Source organism: Sphingobium sp. CFD-2 (genome assembly GCF_024611135.1).
GTDB classification, from domain to species: Bacteria; Pseudomonadota; Alphaproteobacteria; order Sphingomonadales; family Sphingomonadaceae; genus Sphingobium; species Sphingobium fuliginis.
Genome location: NZ_CP084405.1, coordinates 1,632,264 through 1,645,985, shown reverse-complemented (window position 1 = coordinate 1,645,985; position 13,722 = coordinate 1,632,264). Strand labels below are relative to the sequence as shown.

Annotated in this window: 13 protein-coding genes; 11 read left to right on the top strand and 2 right to left on the bottom strand. The window is 61.2% G+C overall.

Annotated elements, in window-relative coordinates:
• The first annotated feature begins 76 nt into the window (after positions 1–76).
• The 5 genes from LDB29_RS07890 (at position 77) to LDB29_RS07870 (ending at position 3,547) form a co-directional block, all read left to right on the top strand.
• Positions 77–421 (top strand): EthD domain-containing protein, encoded by a 345-nt coding sequence (locus tag LDB29_RS07890; protein ID WP_257556820.1) that lies wholly within the window; start codon positions 77–79, stop codon positions 419–421.
• A gap of 75 nt (positions 422–496) precedes the next feature.
• Positions 497–910 (top strand): nuclear transport factor 2 family protein, encoded by a 414-nt coding sequence (locus LDB29_RS07885; RefSeq protein WP_257556818.1) that lies wholly within the window; start codon positions 497–499, stop codon positions 908–910.
• 143 nt (positions 911–1,053) lie between these two features.
• A complete protein-coding gene (locus LDB29_RS07880; RefSeq protein WP_257556816.1) occupies positions 1,054–1,773 on the top strand; it encodes a TetR/AcrR family transcriptional regulator in 720 nt (239 codons plus the stop codon).
• A 113-nt stretch (positions 1,774–1,886) separates the two neighbouring features.
• The gene (locus LDB29_RS07875; RefSeq protein WP_257556814.1) at positions 1,887–3,191 is read left to right on the top strand and encodes an aromatic ring-hydroxylating dioxygenase subunit alpha; all 1,305 of its coding nucleotides are present in this window, start codon (positions 1,887–1,889) and stop codon (positions 3,189–3,191) included.
• Positions 3,188–3,547, top strand: coding sequence for a hypothetical protein (locus tag LDB29_RS07870; RefSeq protein WP_257556812.1), 360 nt, complete (start codon positions 3,188–3,190; stop codon positions 3,545–3,547). Before LDB29_RS07875 ends, LDB29_RS07870 begins: the two co-directional genes overlap by 4 nt.
• Positions 3,548–3,602: 55 nt before the next feature.
• On the opposite strand, the gene LDB29_RS07865 is transcribed toward LDB29_RS07870, so the two are convergent.
• A complete protein-coding gene (locus tag LDB29_RS07865; RefSeq protein ID WP_001389365.1) occupies positions 3,603–4,367 on the bottom strand; it encodes an IS6-like element IS6100 family transposase in 765 nt (254 codons plus the stop codon).
• Positions 4,368–4,492: 125 nt separating this feature from the next.
• On the opposite strand from LDB29_RS07865, the gene LDB29_RS07860 reads away from it, so the two are divergent.
• The 6 genes from LDB29_RS07860 (at position 4,493) to LDB29_RS07835 (ending at position 9,643) form a co-directional block, all read left to right on the top strand.
• Positions 4,493–4,678, top strand: a complete 186-nt coding sequence (locus tag LDB29_RS07860; RefSeq protein WP_054944719.1) for a hypothetical protein — start codon at positions 4,493–4,495, stop codon at positions 4,676–4,678.
• On the top strand, positions 4,675–5,379 hold the full coding sequence (locus LDB29_RS07855; protein ID WP_014194364.1) for a SprT-like domain-containing protein: 705 nt from the start codon (positions 4,675–4,677) through the stop codon (positions 5,377–5,379). The genes LDB29_RS07860 and LDB29_RS07855 overlap by 4 nt, the downstream gene beginning before the upstream one ends.
• Positions 5,380–5,397: 18 nt before the next feature.
• Positions 5,398–5,634, top strand: coding sequence for a hypothetical protein (locus LDB29_RS07850; protein ID WP_041734157.1), 237 nt, complete (start codon positions 5,398–5,400; stop codon positions 5,632–5,634).
• A 507-nt stretch (positions 5,635–6,141) separates the two neighbouring features.
• Positions 6,142–7,218: a hypothetical protein gene (locus LDB29_RS07845; RefSeq protein ID WP_054944310.1), complete on the top strand. Its 1,077-nt coding sequence runs from the start codon at positions 6,142–6,144 to the stop codon at positions 7,216–7,218.
• Positions 7,219–7,366: 148 nt separating this feature from the next.
• Positions 7,367–8,071 (top strand): DNA adenine methylase, encoded by a 705-nt coding sequence (locus LDB29_RS07840; protein WP_006954176.1) that lies wholly within the window; start codon positions 7,367–7,369, stop codon positions 8,069–8,071.
• A 222-nt stretch (positions 8,072–8,293) separates the two neighbouring features.
• The gene (locus LDB29_RS07835; protein ID WP_013039775.1) at positions 8,294–9,643 is read left to right on the top strand and encodes an IS1380-like element ISSp1 family transposase; all 1,350 of its coding nucleotides are present in this window, start codon (positions 8,294–8,296) and stop codon (positions 9,641–9,643) included.
• Between the two features lie 304 nt (positions 9,644–9,947).
• Here LDB29_RS07835 and LDB29_RS07830 read toward each other — a convergent pair whose 3' ends face one another.
• Positions 9,948–13,718 (bottom strand): conjugal transfer protein TraG N-terminal domain-containing protein, encoded by a 3,771-nt coding sequence (locus tag LDB29_RS07830; RefSeq protein WP_013846838.1) that lies wholly within the window; start codon positions 13,716–13,718, stop codon positions 9,948–9,950.
• Positions 13,719–13,722 lie beyond the last annotated feature (4 nt).

Genomic DNA, 13,722 nt, shown 5'->3' with positions numbered 1-13,722 from the left:
TACTTGTGGGGCGGGCTTATCGGCTCGCCCCTTTTCTTTGAACTCACAAGAGAGGCCGGTCGCCATGTACAAGGCTATGATTCTCATCAAGCGCAAGCCTGGTATGAGCTTTGATGATTTCGTCGATTATTATGAGAATGTGCATTCCAAGTTGGCGAGCCGCGTTCCCAACCTCCGCCGGTATGCCCGCAATTTCATAAGGCCATATGGCAACGATGTATATGCTGGCGCTGCGGAATTGCCCTTTGATGTGGTGACCGAGATTTGCTTCGACGATGAAGCTGAATTTCACAAGGGCATGGCCTATCTCACCGAACCCGAGACGGCAGCTATTGTCGCTGCGGACGAGGAAAACCTGTTCGACCGCTCATCGATTATCTTTGTAACGGCTGACGAGCGAGTCTCAAATCTGGGCGGATAATGCCTTCGTCTTAACCAGGCTGCGTTCCACGATGCGCAATGTGCGCGAAGACAGCACCAATATGAGGGCATAAGAATGAGCACTGTTGAGGAAAACAAGAAGCTGGTGATCGCAACGTGCGAGGCTCTCGACGCTCGCGATGTGGCGGCTTTGCTGGAATGCGTTCACGATGACGGTTCGTGGTCGATCCCCTATCGGCAAAACATGTTCCAGTTTGCTGGCTTCCGCAAGAAGGCCGACTTTGGTGAGATGATCGCGGGGTTTTTGAGCGGGTTTACCGACTTCTCTTTCAAGATTGTTTCCATGATCGCTGAAGGCGACCGGGTTTCGATCGAGGCGAGATCTGAAGGAACCGGACCAGGCACAGCCACCTATAAGAACATCTATCATGTTTCCTTCCTGATCCAGGATGGAAAGCTTTTCGAGGTCCGTGAGTTTTTCGACCCCTTCGAGGTGCTGGCTTACGTCCAGCAGTGGCCTGCTAGCTGAAAAAGCACTGATCCGAGCGCGACCAGCGCTTGGGTCGAACTTGCTACGGCAAATGCTACCGTGATGGGCGGAGCGGCTCTATCCTTGAACGCATGGCATTTCCCATGCACGATCGCTGCTGATTGCAGAGGTTAAGGGTTAGCATGACAAAGCAGGGGGCAACCGCCGCTTCCAAACGGCAGGCGTCTTTCGATAAGGCTAAGAGCAAACGGCGGGATGATATTCTCGCCGCCGCCGAAGCCCTGATCCGTTCAACGGGCTCGACCGACTTTTCGATGAAGGAACTCGCGGAAGCCGCAGGGATCAGCACATACACGACGTACAACCTGATCGGCTCCAAATCGACCGTCTTCTATATCCTTCTCAATAACAGCATCGATCAGATCAACCTCAAGCGCTTAATCTCAGGATCGGATCACGATCCTGTCAGTCAGATTTTCTTTGCAGGTTCCGCTGTCGCGGAAGTGTTCGATGCCGACGCCGAATTTTATCGCCCCTTGATGCGGCACTTACTTGGGGTGCTCGATCCAATCCATCGCCCCGCCTATATGAAGCGGGCATTCGAGTATTGGCTCGCTGCCTTCGCCCCGATTGAGGAGGCGGGTTTGCTTCGCGACGGCGTGACGGCGATGTCCCTTGCCCGCACAGTTCAGGTCTTTTTCACAGGTGCGATCGACTTCTGGGTGCACGCCGAGGTGACGGGTGAGGAACTCAGGCAGCAGATCAAACTCGGACTGGCGATTTGTCTGCAAAGCCAAAATCTTGTCGGTTGGGAAAGTCAGATTTCGAGAATGATAACCGAGGCCGGAGCAGATGTCGCCAATCTTGGATCACGCCTGATGGCATCAGCGGAACTAAGATGATCCATGTCTGCAGTCCCTTCGCTTGACCGGGGGGGGATGGGCAACCAAGCAAAGCACCTCCAGCGTCTTGACAGGTTTAGCATGGATGCTAAACTTAGAATCGGAAGGCGATAATGGGCGTCAAGCGCCTCGGCCTCACACCGCTGGAGAGTGATATGACAGTTGCTGAACATCAGTTTACAGGACGTGGCACTTTGACCGAAACCTTCGGTCTGGGCACCGATCCGGTTCCGCTTGAGCCTTATAAATCCAAGGATTTTTTCGAGCTCGAGAAAGAAACCATTTTTGGCCGCGCCTGGCTGTATGTGTGCCGGGAAGAGGAAATTCCTGCGCCCGGCAGCTTCATTGTCAAAGACATTCTGCCCTTCGGCATTTCGGCTCTGATCACCCACACCAAAGCTGGGCGGATCCAGGCCTTCTACAATAGCTGCCCACATCGCGGCAGCATTGTGGTCAAGGCGCCCGAGGGCAACGCTAGCCGTTTTTCCTGCCCCTATCACCGCTGGACATTCAGCAATGAGGGAGACCTGCTGGGCGTACCGGACAAGGAGAACTTTTTCCCCACCCTTCAGAAAGAGGATTGTGGGCTTGCGAAGATAGCTACCTCGACCTGGGATGGCTTCGTCTTCATCAATTTTTCCAAAGAGCCTGAGGTCTCTCTGGAAGAGTTTCTTGGCCCGGTGAAGGACCATCTGGCAGGCATGTACTATCCGGGAGCGTCAAACCCGGTCGTATATACCGCTGTGCTCGACGCTAACTGGAAAGTTGCGCAGGACGCCTTCATTGAGTCGTATCATATTCCACACATTCACAAGAATACGATCGGCACCACATTCGCATCGAAGCTCAATCCCTACTCACGCCTGATTGGTGCCAAGCCGCTGGGCGCGCACCGGACCATATCGCTTTTCGGCAACGCCGATTATGTCGTAGACCCCAACAACCGCGTCGAAGCTCTCGGCACCGTCGGTGAGAAGGCCGGCAGCACGATGACGGCCTCCACCGGTGAGGACGTTGAGCGCTACCGTAATCATGCGGCTATCAATCCTGATGCGTCCGAACACTGGTCCATGGACATCCACCAGCTGTTCCCGAACTTCCATATCGACACGGGCCCCGGCAGCTTCTGGACCCATCAATTCTGGCCTCTCACCGAGAGTACCTGCTTCTATGAAGTTCGGTTCTACGTGAATGAGGCAACCACGATCCGTGAGCGGTTGATGCAAGAACTCTTCATTGCCCGTGTCGGAGAGGTCGTTCTCGAAGACCTCGAGAATCTTCAGTGGACGCAAAAGGGTGTCGAGACCAGCGGGAAGGCTGTCATGCACCTTCAGGACAGCGAGGTGGCGATCCGGCACTCCATGTCTCAGATCGTAAAATGGACCAAGTCGGCCACCGTGAAGGAGGCTCTGGCATGACCGATACCGGAACGCTGGTGCGCCGCCTTCCCTCTGGCTTCGAGGAGTTGGAGCCATTCGTCGACAAATGGGGTGCGCTGACGACGGCTGAGCGCATGACTGCGCGTTGTGAGTCCTCGATGGAAGATATCCGCGAATTCTATGACGCGATGATCACTCGCGCTGAAGAGGCGATCACCCTGATTGAGCAGCATCCGCTTAATGAGTTGCCAGAAGACATCGGGACGTTGGCTAGGCTGGTGCTCGCCCTCGGTCAGGTGTCTATCGCGGTGGAAGTCTATGGACAGCCGCGTCAGCCCGATGCCCCGTACCCGAACAGCATTCGGCTTGTGCGCGGCGCTGCACCTTACGGCTGACGGCTCTGTTGCAAAGATTGGCGGCAGTCAGAGGTAGGCTGTCGCTCTGCGCCGATCAGGCGGCTGCTGCGAAATGGTGGTTGAGCATGCCCATGGCCTCCGTCAGCGCCGAGGGCCCAATGCCAAAAGCTCTCTCCACAAGGCGCACCTCGCCCCTGATGCCGGGCTGCAGGCACCAGGGGCGAGCCTGTCCTTTGCGCAGGGCTCGCATGACTTCGAATCCCTTGATCGTGGCATAGGCCGTGGGGATCGATTTGAAACCGCGCACCGGCTTGATCAGTATCTTGAGCTTTCCGTGATCGGCCTCGATCACGTTATTGAGATACTTCACCTGCCGGTGGGCCGTCTCCCGGTCCAGCTTTCCTTCGCGCTTCAATTCGGTGATCGCTGCACCATAGCTCGGCGCTTTGTCGGTATTGAGCGTGGCAGGCTTTTCCCAGTGCTTCAGGCCTCGCAGGGCCTTGCCCAGGAACCGCTTCGCTGCCTTGGCGCTGCGGGTCGGCGACAGGTAGAAATCGATCGTGTCGCCCCGCTTGTCGACTGCCCGGTACAGGTAGGTCCACTTGCCCCGCACCTTGACGTAGGTTTCATCCAGGCGCCAGCTCGGATCAAAGCCACGCCGCCAGAACCAGCGCAGCCGCTTCTCCATCTCCGGGGCGTAGCACTGGACCCAGCGATAGATCGTCGTATGGTCGACCGAAATGCCGCGTTCCGCCAGCATTTCCTCAAGGTCGCGATAGCTGATCGGATAGCGACAATACCAGCGCACCGCCCACAGGATCACATCACCCTGGAAATGGCGCCACTTGAAATCCGTCATCGTTCCGTCCGTCCAATCTCCGCCAAGCATGCTCAAGCTTCACGATTTTTGCAACAGAGCCATTACGAGGACGGCAAGGCCGATGGCTATGTTGAACGACGCCGCAATGAAAGAGGGGTCTGATTATGGCGAAGGAAAAGCCCCTCAAGGGGCACAAGCTGGCAAGCTATAGCTTTGGCGTTTCGGTAAGCTGCGAGTGCGGTTGGCGCTCCGGGACATGGTTCGGGAAAGGTGGTCGCGGTAGCGCGCTGGGCGAGTGGTATTCCCATAAGGATCGCTGCGCGGCCGAAGCGAAGGCGCTGGGCGCATGACCAACCCGACCGCGCAAGCCTATGCTGAATTGCAACTGGCGTTCGACCATTACAACCGGGAGCTGTTCGCGGGCGAGCTGCCCCCCTGCCTGATTACGATGCAGAGGGAAAAGCGGAGCTACGGCTATTTCTCATCGGAACGGTTCGTGCATCATCACGACAAGAGCAAGACCGACGAAATCGCCATCAACCCGGCATATTTCGCCGTGGTCCCCCTGCTCGAAGTCCTCCAAACCGTAGCGCATGAAATGGTCCACGCATGGCAGTTCCATTTCGGCAACCCGTCGCGCTCCGGCTATCATAACCGGGAATGGGCCGACAAAATGGAAGCGATCGGCCTCATGCCGTCCAGCACGGGCCAGCCCGGAGGCGCTAGGACAGGGCAGAAAATGGCCGACTATGCCATTCCGGGCGGCCCCTTCATGCTCGCCACGGATGCACTGTTGACGCAGAATTTCCGCATTTCGTGGGTCGATCGGTTCCCGGCCATCATGCCGACGCCGGCGATCGACGCCGGCGCCGGCGCCGGCGCTGCCGGCGGCCATCTGGCGGACGTGCTTCAGCCCGCCACGGGGAACCGATCGAACCGGATCAAATATCGCTGCCCTACATGCGGCGTGCAGGCATGGGGCAAGCCCGCGCTGCGGCTCCTGTGCGGTGGCGACGATTGCGCCAGCGCGCCCCTCGCCCCTGTCGAATAAAGGGGCTAGGATCAGCCCATGACGATGCGCAGCCTATTCGACGGGGCTTTGACGATGATCCTCTATGTCCTCGCCTTCGCAGCGGGGACAGTTTTTGTCCGGGCCAACTATGATCTGGTTGAGGCACACCCGCTTCTGGTGTTCTTTGTCGGCGCGATCTGCGCCTACCAGCTATTCAACCTGATCCCGCTTGCCGTTGTGACCATCAACGATCACATTTTAGGCCAGCCTGAACAGCGTCAAAAGCGAGACTAGAGGCCATCCCTTCGGAATAGCGTTAATATCGAGCGCAAGCGGCTCGGTTTGTCGGGAGCTGCATGGTCCGGGGCCGGGGCCTCCGTCGCTGCGGGGTGGGCCTCATCCCATAGAGCTTTCCAACGCTCCGCCTCAATGCGGCGCGCCATTGCGCGGTTCTCAACCGCGTGCAGCCTTCGCGCTTCTCCGGGATCGCTATCCATGAATCTCGCGCTGCACGATGAATGGTAAGTTTCCGTTGCACACCATGATTAACAGCCTGCCGACGATAAAGGCTGGGCATATCGCGCGGGCGCAGCTCCTTCGCCTTGCCAGCGCCGTGCCTGCCCGATACGGCTCTGCAACAACTCTGCTTTCGGGTCGCGCACAACCCGCCGTTGTGTCCGAAAGTGCGAAAGCCCGGCCCTGTGTCGGGCTTTCTTATATTCGTGCTAGACCACGCTCCAACAAATAGTTCTGGTTCTCATAGACGCCTGCGTCTATGCCGGATCTGACAGAGGAAGCGGGATGGCATTGGAACCTATCAGGGTATTGGAGTTCGCGGACGCCGATCGCGCGGACGTGCAACGGCGCGTGGTCGATGCCGTGCAAGCTGCGCCCGAACGGTTCCTGACAGACTATGCGGCCCGACCCGGCACTTTCGGGGGGCGCTACGTCTGTGCGGACGCCATGAAGGAGCTGCTTCCCGAATATACCGCCTCAAGAGAGGCCCGCGGCCGATACAACGCGCCCGTCCACAATGCCGCGGCCGTTCTGGCGGCCGAACAATACCGGCGCGTAGTAGCCGATAGCTCCGATCCGACCCGCAACCTGGTGCTGTTCGTAACCGGGATGCCGGGGGCCGGGAAAACCTCTGAAATCCAGTATGCGGCGCTGCATGAAGGAAACCGGCTCGGCCGTGACGTGCGCGCGATCTTTGAGGGCCAGCTTGTCGATCCGCAAGCGAGCATCGCCAAGGTCGAACAGGCATTGAGCGCCGGATGCAGAGTCGGGGTAATAGCGGTGCTGCCTCGGCCAGAGGAGGCGCTTGCGCACACGTTCCAACGCTTTGAGGAGCTAGGCAGGGGCGCGAGCGCGGCCGTGATGGTGCGTATTCAGGAGGGCACGCCTGACGGCCTAGAGGCCCTTCTAGGTCGCTTTGGCGATCAGATTTCGGTTGCGGTCCATGACGTGCGCGATCGTGCGAATGTTCATCGCCTAGAAGGCATGGACGGTGTAAATATCTGGCGGAAGGAATTGGAAAATGGACCTGTCCAAGAAAGGCTTGAAAGAGAGTTCGACCGGCTCAACCAGCTCGGCCGCGTCAGCGCCGATTGCGCCCTCCAATTCAAAGGACAATCTCCCCACGGGCAACTTTACGCGATTGGAGGCCCTGATGTTGGTGGGAGCCTCGCACATGGCGACGGACGAAAAGCTACGCCGGAAAGTGGCCGAACGTCTCTCCTGAACGCGGCGCGGGGAAGCTCGCTCGCCGGACTCTCCGACGCCCTCAAGACAGGCCAGAGCGAAGGCGACGGCAAAACCAAATCCAACGAAATCGGCCACGGCCTGCCTAAGCCGCCGTCGCCCCGGCGTTCCAGATGAACGCCCCCAGCCCGAACCTTCCGTTTGGTGTTAGCCGGGGAGCGTTGCGAGGGGCTGGCCCCTTGCTGTGGGGGTCGAGCGGGACGCTGGGCGGCCCGATCGCAGGGGGACGCTTCCCCCGCCTGCTCCTTCTTTTCCAGTAGGTGCCATGACCGGCTATCTCGGCTCGAAACAGGTTTCGGGCGCATATCAGGCTGTGATTGCCAATATGCCGCCGCACGATACCTACATTGAGACGCATCTAGGCTCCGGCATCGTCCTCCGGCGCAAGCCTCCCGCTGCCCGCTCGATCGGCCTCGAAATTGATCCGGCTACCTTTGAGTGCTTCGGCTCGATCGCGGCAGAGGAATCGAGCGCGTTCGATGGCGCGGCCGTCGAAACCTACAACGTCGATTGCCTCGCCTTCCTGCGCGATTTCGACTTTTCGGCCGCTGGGCGCGTGCTGATCTATGCTGATCCGCCCTATGTCCTCGCCACGCGCTCCCATCCGGGCACGCGCTACCGCTATGACTATACGGAAGCGGACCATAGGGAACTGCTGGCCGTCCTCGATGCGCTGCCCGCCTCGGTGATGATTTCAGGCTATCCCTCGTCCCTGTATAGCGAACTGCTGCCCGCGCCGCGCTGGCGCGTCCTGTCCTATCAGGCCATGACGCGAGGCGGGCCGCGCACCGAATGTCTATGGATGAACTATGCGCCCGACGCGGCGCATTGGGCCACCCATGCCGGGGTGGATTTCACCGATCGCCAGAGGATCAAGCGCAAGGCGGCACGTTGGAAACGCATGTTTAGCGAGCTGCCTGCGGGCGAGCGAATTGCGATCCTCGCCGCGCTGCTGGAAGTGGACTCATAGCAGGCCAGCGCCGCACTCGTTGCCGTTGTGAAATGATTAACCAAAGCATCCTAGATCAGCCCTGCGACCCGAAGAACCTTTCTCGATCATTTAGCCCGCCTTATTCACCAAAAGTGTCCTGAAGGGTTGGCGGGAGTGGCGTAAGCCTCTGATCTGAATTAGGAACTGGGTGTCTAAGCCGAACCTGCCGCAGGGCAGAAAATGCCACGGGCCACACCCGCCATGAACGATGATATCGCAAGCTCATTTGGATTCCCAGCAGTCGGCCGCAAGAAAATCACAGCTGCGTTCGACGGTGGCCGGCTTACCTCGGATGGCGGTGTTCTACTGCTTGCACAGGCCGAGCGCGCGATGGGGATTTGCCAGCGCCTGGCGGCTTGTATTGCCGATCCGCGCGATCCAGCGCGGGTGATCCATCGCCTGGATGACATTCTGCGTGCCCGTGTGTTCGCGATTGCGTGCGGCTATGAGGATGCCGATGATCTCGATGCTCTGCGCGACGATCCAGGCTTCCGCCTGGCGCTCGGCAAGCTGCCGGAATCGGGCGCGGGGCTGGCCAGCCAACCGACGATGAGCCGGTGGGAAAATGCACCGACTACGCGCGAACTGGCCAGCATGATGGCCGCGATGATCGACATCTACTGCGCCAGCTATCCCGCCCCTCCGACAGCGGTCACGCTGGATATCGACGACACGTGCGACGTCGTGCATGGCTATCAACAGCTCTCGTTCTGGAACGGGCATCATGGGGAGCGCTGCTTCCTACCGATCCATATCTACGACACCGCGACCGGCAGGCCGGTGGCCATGCTGCTGCGCACAGGCAAGACGCCTTCTGGAAAGGAGGCGGCGGGGCACATCCGACGCCTGGTGCGTCACCTGCGCCGTAATTGGCCCGATACCCACATCACTATCCGCGGCGACGGGCACTATGGTCGACCCGAGGTCATGGCCTACTGCGATGCGGCCCGCGTCGATTACGTGTTCGGCCTGCCCACCAATTCAGCGCTGCGCGCCGATCCCGCCATTGTTGCGGTCGCCGATGCCTGCGCGGTCAAGCGCGCCCAGCGTCAGTGTCCCGTCCTGCGCAACTATGCCGAGACCCGCTATGGGGCAAAGACCTGGAAGTGCCAGCGTCGCGTCGTTGCACGGATCGAGGCCAGCACGCTGGGCATGGACATCCGCTATGTCGTCACCTCGTTGGCAACAGGATCGGCCGAGCACATCTACGACACGCTCTACTGCGCGCGTGGTCAGGCCGAGAACCTGATCAAGCGCCACAAGTCCCAGCTCGCCAGCGACCGAACCTCGTGCCGCTCGGCCAATGCCAATCAGATGCGCCTGATACTGCACACTGCCGCATACTGGCTGCTATGGCGCATCCAGCAGGCGATGCCCAGGACCGCTGCTCTGGCAAGCGCGGAGTTTACCACCTTGCGCCTGCGGCTGCTCAAGGTCGCTGCGCGCGTCGTAGAAAGTGCTAGCCGCATCCGCATTGCCTTCGCTTCCGCCTGTCCGGATGCCGACCTGTTCCGCGCCCTCGTTCTCCGGCTGAAGCCTGCGCCGACGTAGCCCATGCGGCAGCGCCGCAGAACTCCGAGCCCAGCCCTTCAACCCGAAAAGCCCATCAATCCGAATGCGGTGAAACAAACGCCAGCGATGCCGGTCGTCCGCGCAATACAGCCAGCCGCAGCAAATGCCCAGAGCGGGCCCGAAACCGAGCGTCGTGAATAAGAGAGGCTAGAATCGCCGATGTATGGGAGGAGCATGATCGGGCAATGGAGGATCTCCATGCCAGCTCCGATATTCTCGATCCGAGGTCTGGTGCATTGTGGATCGGAAATCCTTTGAGCTCTCACTGGCCTCACAAACGACTTTAACGCTTCTTGAAGCTACTGTCCCCGTCGCCGGGGCTGTTATCGAGATCGGTCGAGAACCGACCACTTTTCAGGACGGAATTCTGTTCGATTGAGGTGAGCGGACCGGTGATATCGAACGTAGCTCGCCCGGAATCCGCATCCTGCAGGTAGCGATTGCGCATCCCGTTCGGGCCAAGAATGCGTTCCGATAGTTCGCGCGAGAAGGCCGCTTCCGGGCTGCCGGAGCGGGCAGCCGCCCGTTCAGCCGCTGCTATTGCATTGCGGACGTCGTAGTTCACGATATCAATCGCTGACTGCGCCGTCTCGCTCGTGGTGCCAACGTCACGGCTCTCAAACCCAAGACTCCCACCGACACGCCCCGATGTGGAGCGTCCCTTTTGGGTGATCGGGCTTTGGTTCGATTGTTGCCCTTTGCCGCTAGGTTGTCCGCGACCGCCCGTCGCTTCCGACTCATTGGCACTGATAGTGCCGCCAACATGAGCGCCGATAGTGGTCCCCATCGTGGTCTGGTCCTGCGCGGATCGTGAGAGCCCGCGCTGCCATCCGGTCTGCGCGATGATCGCCTGGACGTCGCGCGTAAGCGTATCGGCCACCTGCGGGTTAAGCCGCCAGTTGCCATGCCGATCCATCTCGAACCCGCCGCGCAGCCAGTTCTGCATCATCGCCTGGCCCTGTTCGCCGCTGCTGAGGAAGTGTTCAATGGTGTCAGGGCCTGCCTGCTTGCCCGCCTCGAACCGCGTGGAGGTGTCGTTGCGTGCCGATTGCTGGAACCCGACCGAGCTGGAGACGAGAAGATCGTTGTCGGCGAACGAGAACCTTGCCCGCCCGCCATTGGCGACCGCGCCGAGCTGGCTTTCGTTGATGAGCCCGCCACGCCACATCTGCGCCGCCGTCTCCGGGGTAAGATTGAGGCTCAGATCGCCATTCTGCGCCATGGCGATCTCGCGCTTCGACATGTCCACCCCATGATCGGCCAGCAACTTCTGCATGCGGGTCAAGCGCTCATTGTCGATGATCCGCGTCAACCGTTCGTTGCGGGCGCGATCAGCGATGCCTGCCGCGCCGCCTTCGGCCATATCGACCTGATTGCCGGCACCCTGGCTGAGCGTGCGGATGAAGCTGTCGAGATGTGCGGCCTGTCGCACCGACATGCCCGCCGCGGCCGCGCCTTCCGCGAACCCGGCGTTGTCGGCCTGCCGCCGCTGCTCACCGATCCGGGCGGCGGACCGTGTCCCGTCGTGACCGACCTCACGCTGCGCGTCGAGCTTGCCCGACCGTTCGGCAAAATCGAAGCCCGCTGCCTCGCGGGTGCGCCCATAGACGCTGGTGCCCTCGCGCGCGGCCTCGGCGGTCGCACCGTCGGCGGTGCCGACCTGCACGGCGGCATTGTAGGTTTCGAGCGCCCGCATGACCTGCGCTTCATTTCTGCCCGTTGCGCGCGACAGTTGGGAAATGGCGGTGGAGCGAGCCTCTCCGGATAGCGCGTTGATAAAGGCGACGCGTCGGGAGGTTTCCTGAACGGAGAGGCCGAGCATGGAGGAAGCGTTGCGCTGGCCCTCATTGCTGCCGGTCCTATGCGCCTGCTCGGTCGCGACATTGCCGCGCTCGATCCGCCTTACATTGTCGCCAGCAAAATCGCGCCTGCCTTCCATCGCGCCGACCTGGATCTGCGCGCCGGTCAGATCGTTCCTCAGCATCTGCTCCTGGTCGAAGGTATTAGCGATCAGCTTGGCGAAGGTCGGATCGGCCGACGCCTGCGCGATCACCGTCGAGGCTTTGAGCGCGGCATCCTGCTGGTCGTAGCCGCTCCTCTCGAAATGCCGCTGCGCGCCGGACAGCATCATGTCATAGGCGCGCGTATCCCCGAACGCCTTCCACTGGACCATCTTCTGCGTGAAGGCCGCGAACGAACGCTCCCCGGACTGTCCCTCTCCAAAATAGCCGGTGCCAAGGCTGCGGAGCGCATCCTTCTCCGCGAAATTGTGGATCGCGCTGGTCGCGGCATTGTCGCGCACGGCGCGCACGGTCGCGGGATCGGTGAGGCTGCGGCCGGTGAGGGCAGGGGAGAGCCCGCCCAGTTCGCGCGCCGCATCGAGCTTGCCCATGCCGAATGCGGCCGTTCCGCTGGCGCCGCCGCCATGTTCGCCGAGCACGCTGCTCGCCGCACCGAACGCCCGGTTGGCGCCGAAGGTCGAGCGTTCGCCGAAGTCCCCGAAGTTCGAGGCCGCGCCCCGGCGCGCCATCGTGCCCGCGGCCCCCGCCTGCGCCTCGAGCGCGCCGGCATAGCCTTCGCTGGTGGCAAGCGGCGCGGCCGCCGCCGTGCCCTGACCCTGCACACCGAGCGCGCCGGATGTGAACGAGGTGAACACATTGCCGGAGAACCGGAAAACCGTGAACACGAAGGCCCCGGCGAGGCCCGCGGACGCGGTGCGGAAACTCCCGAAGATCGCAAGCGCCTTCATCGCGGACGACGGCGCCAGCATCCAGGCATTCGCCGCGACATGGTTGGCGCGCATCTCGGCCAGCACATCGGTCGCGCGGCCCAGCGTCAGCTGATAGATGCCGGCGTCGATCACGCCCCAGAGCGCCACGAAGACGAACAGGCCGAGGGCGAAGCTGGCGACGCGCAGGTTGATCGGGGTCAGGATGAAAAGCAGCGCGACGGGCATCATGAACAGCATGATCCCGAACACGGTCGCCCGGATCGTCGGCATCCACTCGTTCGCGGTCGACATGGTGGCGAGGCCAGACGAGACGACGGCGCGATTGGCCATGACGCGCGCCGCCGTCGCCGGACTATCCTCGAACAATACGTCGCCCACCGTGCTGCCGAGCATCACATTGGTCAGGAACTGCTGGAGCGAGAGCGGCGTATCCATCATCATCTGGCCGAGTTCGCCGATGTTGGACCGGCAGCGCTGAAGCTGTGTCGCGTTGCCGATGTCGTAGCCGGTGCGGGTGCAGACCTGCGCGACATAATTGTCGAACAGCGCAGGTTCGGAGAGGCGTGTCGAGATATGTTCCCACGCCTCGTTGCAGCTCACCGTCGTGCCGCCCTTGTCGGTGGACGTGAACACCGTGCTGAAGGTCGCCGGCCCCGCCATCGCGGCAAAGGCGGCAGGAAGATCGGTCGCCGTGCGGAACAGCTGATCGTCGTCGACGCCATAGGCGGGCGAGACGCGCGCGACCGGATAGCATTGGCGGACATAGTCCTTGATCGTTGCGTCGAGGAAGGTGTCCGTCATCGGCCCGCGCGGGGATGCGGCATTGAGGAACAGATCGAAGCTGTGCCCGCCCGCGCCGAACTCCAGCTTCGCATGGGGATCGGTGGTGTTGTCGTCGATCACTTCGGCCAGCGCGCGTTCCATCATGTTGGTCATGCCCGCGACCAGCACGATCAGGTTCGGCACATCGCCGACCGGCTGATAGGCGTTGCGGACGCGGTCGTAGACGTGGACCGTGCCCGTCGTCGCGACCAGGCCGACGAACAGCCCGACCCCGATCAGCATCTGGAACCCGAAGGCGACCAGCCCCATGCCTTGCCCGCGGATGCTCGCGAGCAGCACGCCGAGCGCGATGCCCACCACCGCGACGATCAGCACCAATGTCTCGTAACGCGAATCCCCGAAGATCATCGAGACGAGGCGGAAGGCGTCCACCGTCTCCGCAAAGCCGTCATAGGTGTGGAAACTCGCATCGATCGCCAGCGCGGGACTGGCCGAGAAGAGAGCGATCAGGACCGAGATCGCGCGAACTAAGCGGTGCATGACG